General features: G+C 59.1%; 17 protein-coding genes. 9 read left to right on the plus strand and 8 right to left on the minus strand.

All coding sequences use genetic code 11. The features are described from left to right. The first annotated feature begins 28 nt into the window (after positions 1-28). Positions 29-1,024, plus strand: a complete 996-nt coding sequence (locus tag B150_RS0111695; RefSeq protein ID WP_020400115.1) for an SAM-dependent methyltransferase — start codon at positions 29-31, stop codon at positions 1,022-1,024. Positions 1,025-1,175: 151 nt separating this feature from the next. Further along, the gene (acs, locus tag B150_RS0111700; RefSeq protein ID WP_020400116.1) at positions 1,176-3,113 is read left to right on the plus strand and encodes an acetate--CoA ligase; all 1,938 of its coding nucleotides are present in this window, start codon (positions 1,176-1,178) and stop codon (positions 3,111-3,113) included. Here acs and B150_RS0111705 read toward each other — a convergent pair. Next, a complete protein-coding gene (locus tag B150_RS0111705) occupies positions 3,110-5,416 on the minus strand; it encodes a hybrid sensor histidine kinase/response regulator (protein WP_020400117.1) in 2,307 nt (768 codons plus the stop codon). The two genes, acs and B150_RS0111705, sit on opposite strands and share 4 nt — an antisense overlap. 221 nt (positions 5,417-5,637) lie before the next feature. On the opposite strand from B150_RS0111705, the gene B150_RS0111710 reads away from it, so the two are divergent. Together B150_RS0111710 and B150_RS0111715 are read left to right on the plus strand one after the other, a co-directional pair. Then, positions 5,638-6,318, plus strand: a complete 681-nt coding sequence (locus B150_RS0111710; RefSeq protein ID WP_020400118.1) for a glutathione S-transferase family protein — start codon at positions 5,638-5,640, stop codon at positions 6,316-6,318. Positions 6,319-6,355: 37 nt separating this feature from the next. After that, complete coding sequence (locus B150_RS0111715) at positions 6,356-7,195, plus strand: class I SAM-dependent methyltransferase (RefSeq protein ID WP_020400119.1); 840 nt, start codon at positions 6,356-6,358, stop codon at positions 7,193-7,195. Positions 7,196-7,209: 14 nt separating this feature from the next. Here the strand turns inward: B150_RS0111715 and B150_RS0111720 are convergent, their stop codons facing one another. Then, a complete protein-coding gene (locus B150_RS0111720) occupies positions 7,210-7,833 on the minus strand; it encodes an alpha/beta fold hydrolase (protein ID WP_020400120.1) in 624 nt (207 codons plus the stop codon). A gap of 90 nt (positions 7,834-7,923) precedes the next feature. On the opposite strand from B150_RS0111720, the gene B150_RS0111725 reads away from it, so the two are divergent. From B150_RS0111725 to B150_RS0111735, 3 genes are all read left to right on the plus strand, one after another. Further along, on the plus strand, positions 7,924-8,445 hold the full coding sequence (locus B150_RS0111725; protein WP_020400121.1) for a SixA phosphatase family protein: 522 nt from the start codon (positions 7,924-7,926) through the stop codon (positions 8,443-8,445). A gap of 126 nt (positions 8,446-8,571) precedes the next feature. Then, complete coding sequence (locus B150_RS0111730) at positions 8,572-9,117, plus strand: tetratricopeptide repeat protein (RefSeq protein WP_081611430.1); 546 nt, start codon at positions 8,572-8,574, stop codon at positions 9,115-9,117. Between the two features lie 119 nt (positions 9,118-9,236). Further along, positions 9,237-9,902, plus strand: a complete 666-nt coding sequence (locus B150_RS0111735) for a hypothetical protein (RefSeq protein ID WP_020400123.1) — start codon at positions 9,237-9,239, stop codon at positions 9,900-9,902. Between the two features lie 29 nt (positions 9,903-9,931). On the opposite strand, the gene B150_RS0111740 is transcribed toward B150_RS0111735, so the two are convergent. From B150_RS0111740 to tsaD, 6 genes are all read right to left on the minus strand, one after another. Beyond that, on the minus strand, positions 9,932-10,243 hold the full coding sequence (locus tag B150_RS0111740; RefSeq protein ID WP_020400124.1) for a DMT family transporter: 312 nt from the start codon (positions 10,241-10,243) through the stop codon (positions 9,932-9,934). 114 nt (positions 10,244-10,357) lie between these two features. Then, the gene (locus tag B150_RS0111745) at positions 10,358-10,741 is read right to left on the minus strand and encodes a Rieske (2Fe-2S) protein (protein ID WP_020400125.1); all 384 of its coding nucleotides are present in this window, start codon (positions 10,739-10,741) and stop codon (positions 10,358-10,360) included. A gap of 5 nt (positions 10,742-10,746) precedes the next feature. Beyond that, a complete protein-coding gene (locus B150_RS0111750) occupies positions 10,747-11,154 on the minus strand; it encodes an EVE domain-containing protein (protein WP_020400126.1) in 408 nt (135 codons plus the stop codon). Positions 11,155-11,167: 13 nt separating this feature from the next. Next, a complete protein-coding gene (locus tag B150_RS0111755; protein WP_020400127.1) occupies positions 11,168-11,467 on the minus strand; it encodes a YciI family protein in 300 nt (99 codons plus the stop codon). A gap of 26 nt (positions 11,468-11,493) precedes the next feature. Continuing rightward, positions 11,494-12,486 carry an NAD(P)H-dependent glycerol-3-phosphate dehydrogenase gene (locus tag B150_RS0111760; protein ID WP_020400128.1) on the minus strand — a complete coding sequence of 331 codons (993 nt, stop codon included), beginning with the start codon at positions 12,484-12,486 and terminating at the stop codon, positions 11,494-11,496. Positions 12,487-12,552: 66 nt separating this feature from the next. Beyond that, positions 12,553-13,674, minus strand: coding sequence for a tRNA (adenosine(37)-N6)-threonylcarbamoyltransferase complex transferase subunit TsaD (tsaD, locus tag B150_RS0111765; RefSeq protein ID WP_020400129.1), 1,122 nt, complete (start codon positions 13,672-13,674; stop codon positions 12,553-12,555). A gap of 118 nt (positions 13,675-13,792) precedes the next feature. On the opposite strand from tsaD, the gene hemC reads away from it, so the two are divergent. After that, positions 13,793-14,752: a hydroxymethylbilane synthase gene (gene hemC / locus B150_RS0111770; protein ID WP_020400130.1), complete on the plus strand. Its 960-nt coding sequence runs from the start codon at positions 13,793-13,795 to the stop codon at positions 14,750-14,752. After that, a complete protein-coding gene (locus B150_RS0111775; protein ID WP_020400131.1) occupies positions 14,749-15,456 on the plus strand; it encodes a uroporphyrinogen-III synthase in 708 nt (235 codons plus the stop codon). Before hemC ends, B150_RS0111775 begins: the two co-directional genes overlap by 4 nt. Positions 15,457-15,461: the final 5 nt, after the last annotated feature.

A 15,461-nucleotide genomic window follows, 5' to 3' on the forward strand; every position in this document is an offset into this window, starting at 1 on the left:
CCGAAGTTTGCAGATATGGGTGTGACACTTGGCAACAAAACCGCAGAAAGGCAAGGACGCTTCTGTCCCTCTGAAGCTGCGCCTTAAGGCGTGGTGGGAAGGCTATGATCCTGACGATATCAAAAAACGCCTGAGCGAGCGTCAGCCACACGAGGAACAAAAAGCGGATACACCTGCATTCGAGGCACCGAAGGCGCCTGCGACGGCGGAAAACCTTGACCCATGGGACAACGCTACCGTCGATATCGCTCAATATATCTGGGGTAAGGGTTTCTGTGGTCCGGGGGGGCCAGACTATATTGTCTCGCTCTCCAAACTCCTGGCGCTCAGCCCCGAGATGTCCATGCTGCAGATCGGTGCGGGGCTTGGTGGCCCGGCCCGCGTTCTTGTGGACCGTTTCGGCGTCTGGATCACCGGATTCGAGGAAAGCCAGAATCTGGTCGATAAGGGCCGCAAGCTTTCCAAGATGGCGGGTCTCGAGAAAAAAGCGCAGCTTGAACAGTACGAGCCGGAAACCTTTGACGGGTTTGACCGCAAGTACGACCGCGCGCTCTCGAAGGAAGCGCTCTATACCATTGAAGACAAGGCGGCGATGATCGCCAAGATCGAGGACAAGCTGAAACCCGGTGGGCTGTTCCTGCTGACGGAATATGTCATCTCATCCGATGCGGTGCTCGGCAAAGACCGCTACAAGGAATGGGTTGTCGGCGAACGTTCTCACCCTTATCCGGTGCTGTCAGACGACCTTGTCGAGATGCTGAAGAAAAACCGCCTGCAGGTGCGGGTGTCCGAGGACATCAGCATGCAGTATGTGGACATGATCAACAAGGCATGGGCCGGGGCGGACGAAGTGGCGGCCAAGCTCGCGAAGCGCGAGGACGGCACTATCATGATCCAGACGCTGATGCGCGAGGCCGAATTCTGGACCCGGCGCAAGAAGATGCTCGAGACCGGCGACCTCAAGCTGTGGCGTATTGTGGCCAACAAGAAGTCCGGCGGCCCTTCCATGATGTCTGACTGGTAGCTTCAGCTGCCGCGGACACCTTCTGATCACTCTTCCGAGCGCGCAGAAAACCGCCAAATCACAAAAATGACATCGTTGCCATCGAGGGGGTTGCAAGACCGCCCGTGAGCCGTCATGATCCTTCCCCAGCTTACTGGAGGGAGTAACCGGAATGAGTGAAGGTCTTAAGTTTCCGGTGCCTGCGCATGCGCTTGAGGGCACCCATTGCACCAACGAAAAATATCTGGAGATGTACCAGCGCTCTATAGACGCGCCAGAGGAATTCTGGGCGGATGAGGGCAAACGCATCGACTGGATGAAACCCTTCAGCAAAGTGAAAAACACGAGCTTCGAAGGCGATGTTTCGATCAAATGGTTCGAGGATGGCACACTCAATGCCTCCGCCAACTGTATCGACCGTCACTTGCCCGAGCGCGCGAACGACGTGGCCATCATCTGGGAAGGTGATGAGCCGACGGACGACAAGCACATCACCTATGGTGAGCTTTATGGCGAGGTTTGCCGGTTCGCCAATGTGCTCAAGGACCGGGGCGCCAAAAAGGGCGACCGTATCACCATCTATATGCCGATGATCCCCGAAGCGGTGTACGCCATGCTGGCCTGTGCACGCATCGGTGCGGTGCATTCGGTGGTCTTTGGCGGCTTCTCGCCCGAGGCGCTGGCGGGTCGCATCCTTGATTGTGGCTCCACCTTTGTGATTACCGCGGACGAGGGGCTCAGGGGCTCCAAACGGGTGCCGCTCAAGGCCAATGTGGACGAAGCGCTTACCCAGTGCCCTGATGTGAAGAGCGTTGTGGTGGTCAAGCGCACCGGCGCCAATGTGGCGATCACGGAAGGTCGCGATATTTGGTACCATGAAGCGAAAGCTGGCGTGGCTGCAGACTGCGCGCCCGAGGAAATGAAGGCCGAAGACCCGCTTTTCATCCTTTATACCAGTGGTTCGACCGGTAAGCCCAAGGGGGTGCTGCACACCACGGGCGGTTATATGGTCTGGGCATCGATGACCCATGAATATGTGTTCGACTACAAGCCTGGCGAGATTTACTGGTGCACGGCGGATGTGGGCTGGGTCACGGGCCACAGCTATATTGTCTATGGCCCGCTTGCGAACGGCGCTACCACCCTGGTGTTCGAAGGGGTGCCCACCTACCCTGACGCAGGCCGTTTCTGGCAGGTTGTTGAGAAACACAAGGTCAATATCTTCTATACAGCGCCGACGGCCATTCGCGCGCTTGAGCGCCTTGGCGATGAGCCGGTCAAAAAACATGACCGCAGTTCGATCCGGCTTCTGGGTTCTGTGGGTGAGCCCATTAACCCTGAAGCCTGGCTCTGGTATCACCGCGTGGTGGGTGAGGAGCGCTGTCCGATTGTTGATACGTGGTGGCAGACGGAAACCGGCGGTGTGATGATCTCCCCGCTGCCGGGCGCGACCGACCTCAAACCCGGTTCAGCCACCCGGCCTTTCTTCGGTGTGCAGCCAGCGCTGGTGGATCAGGACGGCAAGTTCCTTGAAGGGGCCGCGTCCGGCAACCTCGTGATCACAGACAGTTGGCCGGGGCAAGCCCGCAGCGTTTATGGCGACCATGAACGCTTCATCCAGACCTATTTCTCAACCTACAAGGGCCTCTATTTCACCGGCGACGGCTGCAGGCGCGATGAAGACGGCTATTACTGGATTACCGGGCGGGTAGATGACGTGATTAACGTGTCCGGCCACAGGATTGGCACGGCCGAAATTGAAGCGGCACTTGATGAACATGAAGGTGTGGTGGAAGCCGCTGTGGTTGGTTTCCCGCACGATATCAAGGGGCAGGGCATCTACGCTTTTGTCACCCCGCCACAAGGGGTGGAGCCGTCTGACGAGCTGCGTAAGGAGCTGGTTGCCTTTGTACGCAAGGAAATCGGCCCAGTGGCGACGCCAGACCATATCCAGTTTGCCCCCGGTCTGCCAAAAACCCGTTCCGGCAAGATCATGCGCCGAATTCTGAGGAAAATTGCCGAGAATGAGTATGGCAACCTTGGCGATACATCAACGCTTGCAGACCCGGGCGTCGTCGACGACCTGATCGCGAATCGCTTGAACCGTTAATGGGTAAGGCCCGGTGGTTGTGGCCGCCGGGCATATTCCGTCACAGTTTTGGCCAGCAGGTCGTATTTGATCGGCTTCGAGACAAAGCCGTCTATGCCATACTCTTTTGCCATCTGCCGTGTCTCGAAAGACGTGCTGGCGGTCAGGGCAATCACCGGGGTCTCTTTCGCGAGACCCATGGCCGTGCGGCGACGGTTAAACTCGAACCCGTCCATATCCGGCAGATTGATGTCGAGCAGGATGAGGTTGTAGCGGTTGTCGCGCAGTTTCTCGAGCGCGGTTTTACCGTCAAAGGCGAAGGACAGCTGTGTGATGCCCATGCGCGCCAGCATGCGTTTCACGATTTCCTGATTGAGCTCAAGGTCTTCGATGCACAACACGCGAACGTCCTTAAGGTCAGGCGCATCGCCTTCAAGGCTTTGTTTCGGCCGCGCCGGCGTCGAGGTCTGTTCAGCATCTTTCGGAATGTGCAGCGGCACTTTGATCCAGAACTGACTACCGCGCCCTTCCGCACTGCGAACGTCAATCTCACCGCCCAGTTCTTCAATAATGCGGCGAGAGAAGGCAAGCCCGATGCCCGAGCCTTCAATGGAGCTGGTCTCCACGCCAAGGCGTGTAAACGGCTCCCAAAGCTTGGGTAGGTCTTCCGGTGCAATGCCGCGGCCGCTGTCTTCCACACCGATCTTGAGGCTGGTGGCCTCTATGGAGGCACGCAGGGTTACGAAGCCACCCGCGTGGTTATATTTGATCGCATTTGACAGCAGGTTCAGCAGCACCTGCCGCAGCCGGGTCGGGTCGGTCCAGATATGGGGCAGGCTGCGCAGGTCGTCATTACCGCAGCGCAGGGCGATATCATGCTTTTTTGCAGCTTGCTCCATCATTGAGAGGCTCTCGGCGATGACGACACCCACAGGCACCTTCTCAAACCGGAAGGAAAGCGCGCCTAGGTCCAATTTGGCAAACTCCAGTACCTCGTCCACCAGCTTCAGCAAGTGTTCGCCGCTTTGGTGAATGTGGCCAAGCTGTTCCACATGTTCCGGGTTCGCCTGCACGCTTTTTTCCTGTAGCAGCAGGTCGGAAAATCCGATCACGGCATTCAGCGGCGTGCGCAGCTCATGACTCATGGAGGAGAGGAAAACCATCTTGGACTGGTTTGCATGTTCCGCCTGATCAAGTGCGTTCAGGATTTCCCTTTCCTGCGCATGGCGCTTCATGCGGTAGCGGTGCTGCAGGATGGCAAGGGTGATGAGCAACAGGATGATACAGCCAGCAAACAAGCGGATGGTCATCAGGCTGGTATCAAGGCCCGCATAGGCTTCCTTGACGCCAATCTCACTCGCCACACCAAAACCCAGATATTCGTCCCACGCCCAAGCGCCGAGAACTTCCCGGCCCAGATAGTTGCGGTAACCCGTCAGGTTCTGACCGTCCTCGAGCGTGAGCAGTTTTGCCGTCATGGCGGTGGGCGGGCTCATCGCCATATCCACCTCGCGGGAGCCGTCAAACGCGTTCACACCCGGATCATTGACAGGGATGTCCAGCATGCTGGTCTGACCCTGTTTGATGAGGCCGATGAGGCGCAGTGTGTCGCGGAAGCGGCTTTCGCTGATCATGATGCCGTCGCGGTTGACAGCATAAGTCTCGCCCGTGCTACCGCTGCGGTGCCGCGCGAAGATGGACGAAAACTCAGCCAGCGGGTTGATGCGCAGGGTAAACACACCAAGGATTTGCCCTTCAAGGTCGCGAATCGGTGCCATGGCAAACATGGTGGGTGCGGCAGTGGAGACTACGCCGTCAGCACCCACAACGGGCACATCGGTCCTGATCGGTTCGGTCACCAGCGCTTCACCTGCAAGCGCGCGCTCGAAGTAGGAGGTGGCATTTTCGGCAATCAGGTTGGTGGTGCCCACATTGGCGTCGCGCATGGAAGCCACGCTGCGGCCATCGGGTGCGATAATGAAAAAGCCAAGATAGCCGTAGTTGGCCAGCTGTTCGGTCAGATGGCTACGGGCTTGCGCAAGCGCGGAGGAGTTCAGCAGCGACTCGCGGTCAGTCTCACCCGTCAGGGAACGCGCTGAACGCAATAATGTCGGGTGCTGGGCAATATTGCTGATCTGGGTGATGTGGCGCAGTTCCCAACGCTTGGCTTCGGCGCGCGCGCTATCAACAGAGGCCTGAAGGCTTTGACCGATCTGGTCTCTTGCCATGCCTGTCAGCGTGCGTTCCTGCACATACGCAATGGCCAGCACTACAAGAGTTGCCACTACAAACGGGATGATCGTCTGCCACTTCCGGCCGGTCATAAATCCCCCATTCAGATCATGAGCCAAGAGATCAACTATAACCCAAATCAACGAGCAGTATAAGTTGTGTTTTATACATTATGGATATTTGACTGGATCACTTTATGAGGATTTGCCTCGCTCAATGCCTGTGGTCGCAAAAATGTTATCCCGCGTGATCTATGCGCGGGCGCCATACGCGCTATTTTATCGCGCTCAGACAATCCGGGAGCCCCGCCACCATGATCACACTCTATTCTGCCGCCACACCCAATGGCTACAAGGCCTCCATCGCGCTTGAGGAAATGGGCATCGACTATGAGCTCAAGGCCATTGATCTCTCCTCCGGCGATCAGAAGAAAGACTGGTTCCTTGCCATCAACCCCAATGGCCGCATCCCGGCGATTGTGGACCACGGCAACGACGACTTCGCGGTCTTCGAATCGGGCGCCATCCTTATTTACCTCGCCGAGAAAACCGGCATGCTGATGCCGGCGGATGCGCGCGGGCGCTCGGTCGTGCTGCAGTGGCTGATGTTCCAGATGGGCGGTGTAGGCCCCATGCAGGGCCAGGCCAATGTGTTCTACCGCTATTTCCCGGAGAAAATCCCGGCGGTGATTGAGCGCTACCAGAATGAGACCAAGCGGCTTTACGGTGTGCTTGACCGCCGCCTGCGCGAAAGCGCCTATCTGGCGGGGGAGGAGTATAGCATCGCCGATATTGCCAACTGGGCATGGGTGCGGGCGCACGCCTGGGCTGGCGTTGAGCTGGACGGGCTTGATGCGCTCAAGGCCTGGCTCGACCGTATTGGCGAGCGTGAAGCCGTGAAACGCGGTCTCCAGAACCCGCCGCGCCCCAATCTTGAGGAAAAATCCTCATCCGAGAAATTCGTCAAAGCAGCGCAGCAGATGCTGCAGCGATAAAACTGGTATCCAGAATTTTACCGAGGGAGAGTTGAGAATGAATTTTGTAAGAAACTGGGGTTTTGCGGCAGCTGCCGCAATCGGCATGACCCTTGGTGGCGCAGCGCTGGCTGAACACCATGAAGATGCCATCTATAAAGCCGTGCATGAAAACAGCGCTCGCAAGGACGGTGAAGCCGCCCGCGACAGCGCCCGCCATCCGGAAGAGCTGTTGCGCTTCTTTGGCATCACGCCGGACATGACGGTGGCGGAAGTGAATCCGGGCGGTGGCTGGTATAGCCGCATCCTCGGCCCACTCCTCAAGGACAAGGGTCATTATGTCGGGCTTGAGCACCACCCGGAGGAATACAAGGAATATGCAAACTATTCCGCGAACCTGCGTGCCTACCCTGAAAAATTTGAGGAAATGCGCGATGTGATGGGGCCCAATGCAAAGGCAACCTGGATCCCCGCGCAGGAAGGCCTGCCCGTGGACGCGGGCAGCCTTGATGCCATCATCATCGTGCGCGCGCTTCATAACTGGCACCGCCGCAATTTCTTTGACCGGGGGATGGAGCAGGCGCACGCCATGCTCAAATCCGGCGGCGTGATGGGTGTGGTCCAGCACCGTATGCCGGAAAGCTTCGAGGGTGACCGTGATGCAGCCGCGGGCAAAGGCCGCTGGAAACAAAGCGATCTTGTGGCCGCGATTGAGGCCCACGGCTTCAAGCTTGTGGAAGCGTCAGAGATGAACGCGAACCCCAAGGATGAAGCCAACTACGAGAAGGGCGTTTGGACCCTGCCGCCGGTTTACGCCCTTGGCGAGACCGACCGGGCAAAATATGAAGCCATCGGCGAATCGGACCGTATGACCCTCAAGTTCGTGAAGGTCGACTAAGCGTCAGCCGACAATTAACCAAAATACCGGGCGGCCGTATCCATTGCGGTCGCCCAATTTTTTTCCGCCGTCGTGCCGGAAGCCTTCCTTGGGCTCAGGTCATGGTTGCCGTCCGTGGCCCAGGCGGCCTCAAAGCTTGCGGGCAGTGTGATGCTGTCCAGAAGCGCACGGCCGCCAAAGGGGTCACGCTCGCCCTGCACCACCAGCGCCTTGCAACTGATATCGCTCAGGTGCTCAGTGCGCAGCTTCTCCGGCTTGCCGGGTGGGTGGAAGGGGTAGCCAAGGAGCAGCAGGCCATCCGCTGCCGCCTTATCCTCCGCCGCAACCATGCTCGCGATACGTCCGCCCATGGACTTGCCGCCGATGATCAGCTTGCTGGGTTTATGTTTTGCGCGCACCTCTGCAATCACCTCGCGGTAGGCATCCATCAGTTTGGGCGCACGGTCCGGCGGGCGTTTCTTGCCGTCCTGCCGCCGCGCTGCCATATAGGGAAACTCGAACCGGATGACATGGAAGCCCCGTGTGGCGAGGCCGGCGGCGAAGGCTTCCATAAAGTCGCTGTCCATGCCGGCGCCAGCGCCATGAGCGAGTATGACCGTGCCAAGCTTGGCCGTTCCGTTTTCCAGAAAATCTGTCATCATGGGTCTCCTCAGGCGTTTTCACGTGGAACATCAGGTTGGTGCGCGTGATGGCGGCAATGGGCGCGAACATGAAGTGGGTGGGTATTTATGGCAAATCTTTATTTGTTGCGGCACGCGAAATCCGACTGGGGTGACCCGAAGCTTTCGGACCATGACCGTGTGCTGAGCGAACGTGGCATCAAGGACGCGGGACGCATGGGGCGTGCGCTGGCGCGCCAATCCCTCGCGCCCGAGATTGTCATCTGCTCGACCGCGACCCGCGCGCGCCAGACGCTTGAACTTGTCATGGACGCGGGCGGCTTTGACTGGCAGGTGCAGTATGAACCTTCGCTCTATATGGCGTCGGTCAGCAATATCCTCAGTGTTATCAAGTCGGACGCGGGGGAATGCGCGAGCGCGCTTTTGGTCGGCCACAACCCGGGTTTCCACTCAGTAGCGCTTGATCTCATCCGCACGGGTGCGCCTGAGCTTGTGCATGCGCTTGACTATAAATACCCGACCGGCACCTTCGCCGAGATTACCTTTGACGAAGCGCGGCTTGGTGATGTGGAGCCGTCCACCGGTGCGTTGAAACAATTCCTGAAGCCCAAGGACCAAACCAAGGCTTAGTTGCTTTTGGGCTTAGCTTGTTATAAGGTAACATTAACCCACTAAGGTGAATACAATTACTTGTGATTGGCCAGGTCGGGGGAGACCTGTGGTATAGTGGGGTTCGGCACTTTGGGGGTCGAACTGATGGGGAGCAGTAAAGTGGAGGTCGTAATGCGTCTTACCTACCGTCTTATGCTTGCTCTGGCCTGTGTTTCTGGCACGGCTATAAGTGCAAGCGCTGACCGCATGGCATCTGAAGCGATGCCGAAGCTGGAGATTATTCTCCGTGCATCCGAATTTCTCAGTAAGGGCAATGAGCTGGTGATCAGGGGCGATGCCCTTGGTGCCCGCGAGGAATATGCCCGCGCGCTCCGTGGTGAGTTGACGGTGCAACAACGCGCCCGTGCCTACAACGGCCTGTGTGTCACGCACATCATGGAAGAAGAATGGTCCGATGCACTCAAGCAGTGCAACATCGCCATTGCCATCGCGCCCAACAATTGGCGCTTCTACAATAACCGCGGCAACATCTATCTGGAAACCGGCGAGATTGACCGGGCTCAGGAAGAATACCAGCGCGGTCTGGAGCTGGCGCCCAATTCCATCGTCATTCGCAACAACATCAAGCTGGCGGACGGTCGTGCGCGCGGCTTGAAAGTTGATTCGCCGCAAATGACCCGCCCGGCCTAAGCTGGCGCGCCTGAACACCCTTTCGGGCTGTGCACAGGGGGTGCACGGCCCTTGAGGCTTCCCAGCAACCGCGTTGGGTGATATGAGGGGCTTGAGGATAGAAAGTGGAGGCAAAGTGCGTGCCCGTCATCTCACGCTTGTTTGCAGCGTTGGCCCTGATATTTCTTGTCGCCTGCGACCCTGTCGCACGTGCGCCTGAAACACCGACCGCTATTGTCGGCACCCGCGCTGTCATCCAGCGTCACGGGCAGGAGCTTTATGCCGAAGTCACGGGCGTGAATGGCAAGCTCGTCACCACCGAATATTACTGGCAGGACGAACGCGTCGTCATCCACAACTATTACCGCGGCCTTTATAACGTCAGCGGGACCGAGTTTGGCTACCAGTATGAAGCCGACTTCGACTATTCCGTGCTTGAAAAGCTGTTCCCGCTCGCGGTCGGCAAGGAAGTCAGCTTCTCCGGCAACACCAAGAATATCAACCGTGGCAGCGCCATCGACTTCTGGGCCAACATCCATGTAATTGGCGAGAAGACGATTTCGCTCTCATCTGGCGACCGCAAGGTGTTTGTCGTTGATATCGTCACCGAATATACCAAGGGCAACAACTCCAAGCGCAAGACCAACACGGTCTATTATGACCCGGAGCTGTCGATGGTGCTCAAATCCGTCATCCATGAAGACGGCTACCAGAGCTATTGGCGCGTGGTGACGGTTGAACGCCCCGGCAATGCCCGCACGCCTTCCGCCATCCAGCAGCGCCGCGCTGGTACGGTGATGATCTAAACCGGGCTTACGCCAGTTTCATCCCCGGCCTAGGCCAGCTTCATCAAGGTAATGCCCGAGACAATCATGGCTGCCGCCATCACACGCATCGGCGTAAGCGCTTCACCCAGAAGCCACACACCGGCGATGAAGGCCCCAACTGCGCCAATACCGGTCCAGACCATATAGGCGGTGCCAAGCGGCAGGCTTCGCATCGCAAGCGCCAGCAGGCCGAAGGAGCCTATGGCGGCAATGGTCATGGTGATGGTGGGGATAAGCCTCGTGAAACCGTCCGACTGTTTCATCGCGAACGCCCACACAACTTCAAGAATACCAGCGATAATCAGAATAACCCAAGCCATGGTATGATCCTTCCATGATCGGGCCGTCCCGCATGATTCCCGTGCGTGGGGGAGGTCGTCCTCCTTACCCTCATATGGGACAGGATGCCCGGTGTTCAAGGCCAATTGGCGTGATCAGGCGCTATAGATCACACCGTCCTCGATCGTGACGGCAACGGGCCGCAGATAGTCACCCTTGCAAGGGCCGCGCACACATTTGCCGCTGTCCGTCTCAAAAAGCGCGCCGTGCGTGCGGCATATGAGCCGCCTGCCGGTGATATCAAGGAATTTGTCGTCGAACATATTAAGCGGCGTGCCGGCGTGCGGGCAGCGGTTCTCATAGACGACTGCGCTCGCGTAACCGGTGCGCTGCACGATAAGCCGTAGCACCATCGTGCCGTCACGGAACACCAGTTCCTTGCCGCCGTGGGGTGGCAGGTCTTCAAGTCGCGCCAGCAGGGTGCCTTTCGGCGGGCCAGCGGGCGCGTCCTCTAGTTCCAGGGGGCTTGGGGCTTGCATCGGCGCTAAAGCCCACCCTTGGCGCAGATCAGCTGCCAGCTTGCCGCGTCAATCGGCATCACGCTCAGGCGTGACTGGCGCACAAGCGCGAGGTCGTGCAGGCGTTCGTCGGCTTTGATGTCAGCCAGGCTCACCGGCTTTGGTACCGGGCCCTTGGCCTTGAGGTCAACGAGACAGAATTTGCCTTTCTCGTCCGCCGGGTCGTCGTACGGGCCTTTGGCGACAGTGCAGATACCCACGATCTCCCGCGCCTTGCCGGAATGGTAGAAGAACACCTCGTCGCCCACAGCCATCTTGCGCATGTTGGCTTGCGCCTGATAGTTCTTCACGCCGGTCCAGGCTTCGGTCTCTACCCCGCACTGGTCATCCCATGACCAGTCCTCGGGTTCCGATTTCACCAGCCAATAGGCCATCCGTCCTCTCCCGTCAGTCCTTCGGCACCCACTCGCCGGTCACCTTCAGCCAGTGACGGATTTCGACACTCTCGAACAGGCCCGCCGTGGCATAGGGGTCGTTTTCACAGAAAAGCTGAACGGCACCTTCGCTCGCGGCATCAATGATGATCATGCTGCCAATGGGCTTTGGCTCATCTCCCGCGGACAGGATAGGCCCCGCCACTTTGATACGGTTCCCCGCGCCCTTGATATAGTCCAGGTGCGCGGCGCGGTTCGCCATGCGCAGCTCGAGGCTGTTCGCCTTGTCTTTGGCCAGAATCATGAACAGCATGGCTGTCTCCCGCTTGTTGCTATTGCCTAGTTGTTTTCATTGGTGAATGGCCGCGCCATCAACTCGTCCATGACGGTTTTGGCGTCGCGCCCTTCCTTGAGGATATGGTAGACCGCGCTGGTGATGGGCATCTCAAGGCCCTTCTCAATCGCAATCTTGTGCACAATCTCGACCGTATGCGCGCCTTCGGCCACCGAGTTGCGCTCCGCCATGATCTCTTCCATCGTGCGGCCTTCGCCGATGGCTTTGCCAAGCGACATATTGCGCGACTGCGTGCTTGAACACGTGAGGATCAAATCACCAAGGCCGGACAGGCCCATGAGCGTTTCGGTTTTGGCGCCGTAAAGTTTGCCGAAGCGGATGATCTCCGCCAAGCCACGGGTGATCACCGCCGCGCGGGCGTTTTCGCCCACACCCAGCCCTGCCGCCATGCCGGTGGCAATGGCCAGCACATTCTTGACCGCGCCACCAATTTGCGCACCCACAATGTCGCTGTTGTAATAGGGGCGGAAGGTGGTGTGTCCAAAGGCTTCCACAAGCGCCATGCCAACCGTCTCGTCGCGGGTGGCAAGGGTCAGCGCGCACGGCAGGCCGCGCGCCACTTCAATCGCAAACGTGGGGCCGGAAAGCACCGCAACCGGGTTGTTCGGTGCCACTTCTTCAATGGCCTGGCTCAGCAGTTTACCCGTCGCAACCTCAATACCTTTGGAGCAGATCACCAGCGGCACACCGTCCGGCACATGGGCCTTGAGGCTGCGCACCATCGCGCGCAAATGCTGGGCTGGCGACACCACAAGGATCGCGTCGCGGTCAGCGAGGGCAGCGAAGTCACTGGTGGCCCTCAGTTTCGGGTCGAGGGTGACGGCAGGCAGGAACAGTTTGTTCACATGCTCGGTGGTGATGGAGGAGACAACCTCCTCCTCACGGGCCCATAAAATCGTGTCGCGTCCGGCGCGTACGCTCGCAACAGCAAGCGCCGTACCCCATGCTCCCGCACCCAGAACACCGATCTTTTGCAAGGCCCTCTCCTTTTATTTTTGTCTTGACCCTAGACTGCCCTTTCCGGGGCCGGGCGGCAAGGGCGCTTATGCTTTCGCGCCCTTTTTCCCTTTGCCTACCATGGGCTTGGCATCACCGTCGAGCGGCCAGCGCGGACGCACGGAAACATCCATGTCATCCCCAAAATCATCGCTCAGGAAACGCTCAAGCCCGGCCCATGCGATCATGGCACCATTGTCGGTACAAAGGCTGAGCGGCGGCGCCACGAAGGTCAGCGCGTTTGCGCTTGCAAGCGTCTCAAGCTTGCCGCGCAGGTAGGCGTTCGCCGCCACACCGCCCGCGACCACCAGCGCATGGTCGCCCGCGCCCACTTGCTCGCGAAAGAGGGTGATGGCGCGCTTCAGCCGGTCCACAAGGCAGTCGGCAATTGTCATCTGGAAGGCGGCGCAAATGTCCGCGCGGTCGGTTTTGAGCAGTACACCCTCGCGTTCCACACATTCTTCCGCCAAGCGCCGGACTGCGGTCTTGAGGCCGGAGAAGGAGAAATTGCAGTGCGGCTTGCCCACCATGGGTTTCGGCAAGCGGAAGCGCTTGGGGTTGCCTTCGCGCGCCGCGGCTTCAACCGCCGGGCCGCCGGGGTAACCAAGGCCCAAAAGCTTGGCGGTTTTATCGAACGCCTCGCCCGCTGCGTCGTCAATCGTGGTGCCAAGACGGGTATAGTCGCCCGGTCCCGCCACGCTCAAAATCTGGCAGTGTCCGCCTGATACCAGCAGCAGCAGGTAGGGGAATTTCACCTCATTGGTCAAACGCACCGTCAGCGCGTGGCCTTCAAGGTGGTTGACTGCCACAAAGGGTTTGCCCGCTGCCTTGGCCACGGCCTTTGCCGTCATCACGCCCACCATCAGGCCACCCACAAGGCCCGGACCGGTGGTGGCCGCCACAGCGTCAAGGTCGCGGAAGGTCAGCCCAGCTTCATCCATCAGGTCCTTCAACAGGTGGTCAAGGTGGCTGATATGCTGGCGCGCGGCAATCTCGGGCACCACGCCGCCAAACTCGGCATGGTCGTCAATCTGAGACAGGACCTTGTGCGCAATAACCTGCCGGTCGGCGGACACAATGGCCGCCGCCGTTTCATCACAGCTTGTCTCGATCCCCAGCACAAGCGGGCGCGTATAGGCCGCCTTCGTGCTTTCATTTGTCGCGGGCATGATAATTCCTGTCTTTGGGCTTGGGCCGCCGCTTCATAAGCTCTATAAGCCAAAAGGAGAAAAGCTTCAAAAGGAAGTGACGCCAAACAGGCGTCCGATAGCACCGAGAGAGGGTTCAGTGCAACACAGCATTAAAATCGGTACACGTGGCAGCCCGCTTGCGCTTGCGCAGGCCAATGACGTGAAGGCGCGGCTCATTGCAGCCCATGACGACCTGAACGCGGACAATGTGCATATCGTCGAGATCAAAACCACCGGTGACCGTATCCTTGACCGCCACCTGATGAACGCGGGCGGCAAAGGCCTTTTCACCAAGGAGATCGAGGATGCGCTTCTCGCGCGGGAGATCGACTGCGCGGTGCATTCCTCCAAGGATATGCCGACAAGCCTGCCGGACGGCCTCATCCTCTCCACTTTCCTTGAGCGTGAAGACCCGCGCGATGTGTTCATGAGCGCGAAATACGCGTCCTTCGCTGACCTGCCGGAAGGCGCGACCCTTGGCACCGCATCCTTGCGCCGCCGCGCCATGGCCCTCCGCGTGCGGCCTGACCTCAAGGTTGTTACCTTCCGCGGCAATGTGCAAACCCGTATGCGCAAGCTGGCTGACGGTGAAGCCGATGGCACCTTCCTCGCGCTCGCCGGGCTTAACCGCCTTGGCATGCCGGAAGCGGCCACAGAGGTACTTAGCTTGGCTGACTTTCTGCCCGCCCCCGCCCAAGGGGCAGTGACAGTCGAAATCCGTGAGGATGACGCAGAGATGGCCGCGCGGCTTGACCCGCTGCACTGCGCCAAAACGGCCGTGGCGGTTATTGCAGAGCGTTCCTTCCTCAGCGCGCTTGACGGTTCCTGCCGCACGCCGATTGCGGCTTACGCAAGCCTTTCGGGCGAAAGCCTTATGATGCACGCCATGCTGCTGTCGCTCGACGGGAAAACCGTGTTTGACCAGACAGGCACCTGTGCGGCCAGCCTTGATGCTGCCGCCATCCTCGGGCAGGATATGGGTGCCGCGATCCGGGGGGACGCGGGTGAGGCCTTCTTTGAGGCGCTCGCAAGCGATATCGAAGCGGAGATTGCATGAGCACAATCCTAGTTACCCGCCCGATTGATGAGGCGTCGGCCACGGCCGAAAAGCTGGAAGCCATGGGCCATACTGTGATCATCGCGCCGATGATCCGCATCGATCCGGTCTCGTTCGAGATCCCGGCGGACAACCGCAGCCTTATCGTCACCAGCAAAAACGGTGCACGCTACGGCCTGGCCAATATTGGCAACAAGGCGCGGCCTATTTTCGCGGTGGCTGAAGAAACGGCGGCGGAAGCACGCCGCCTCGGCTTCACCAATGTGGCGGTTGGCCCCGGTACGGTGCGCCAGCTTATGCCCATGCTGCTGGAGTGCGGCATCTCCGAGAAACGCAAATACAGCTACCTTTGCGGCAACAATATCTCCTACGACATCTCCTCCGCCCTCAATGCCGAGGGCATCGACAGCGAGAATGTCATCACCTACCAGTCGCGCCCCTTGCGGGCCTTCTCTGGCGGGGTGCAGGACGCCATGGAAGAAGGCGAAATCGATATCGCCCTCTTTTATTCGCCGCGTACGGCCACCACATTCGAGGAAACGGCAGCGGAATACGGCCGGTCTGATTGGCTGAACAAAATTGATGCTGTGGCGCTCTCGACCCGGGTGAAAGAACAGCTCATCGGCCCGTGGAAAAGCGTGCGCTACGCCATCATGCCGACGGAAAAATCCGTGATGGCGCTCATCGAGGATATCGCGCGCTAGGCGGC

This window comes from Kordiimonas gwangyangensis DSM 19435 = JCM 12864 (genome assembly GCF_000375545.1).
Taxonomy (GTDB): Bacteria; Pseudomonadota; Alphaproteobacteria; order Sphingomonadales; family Kordiimonadaceae; genus Kordiimonas; species Kordiimonas gwangyangensis.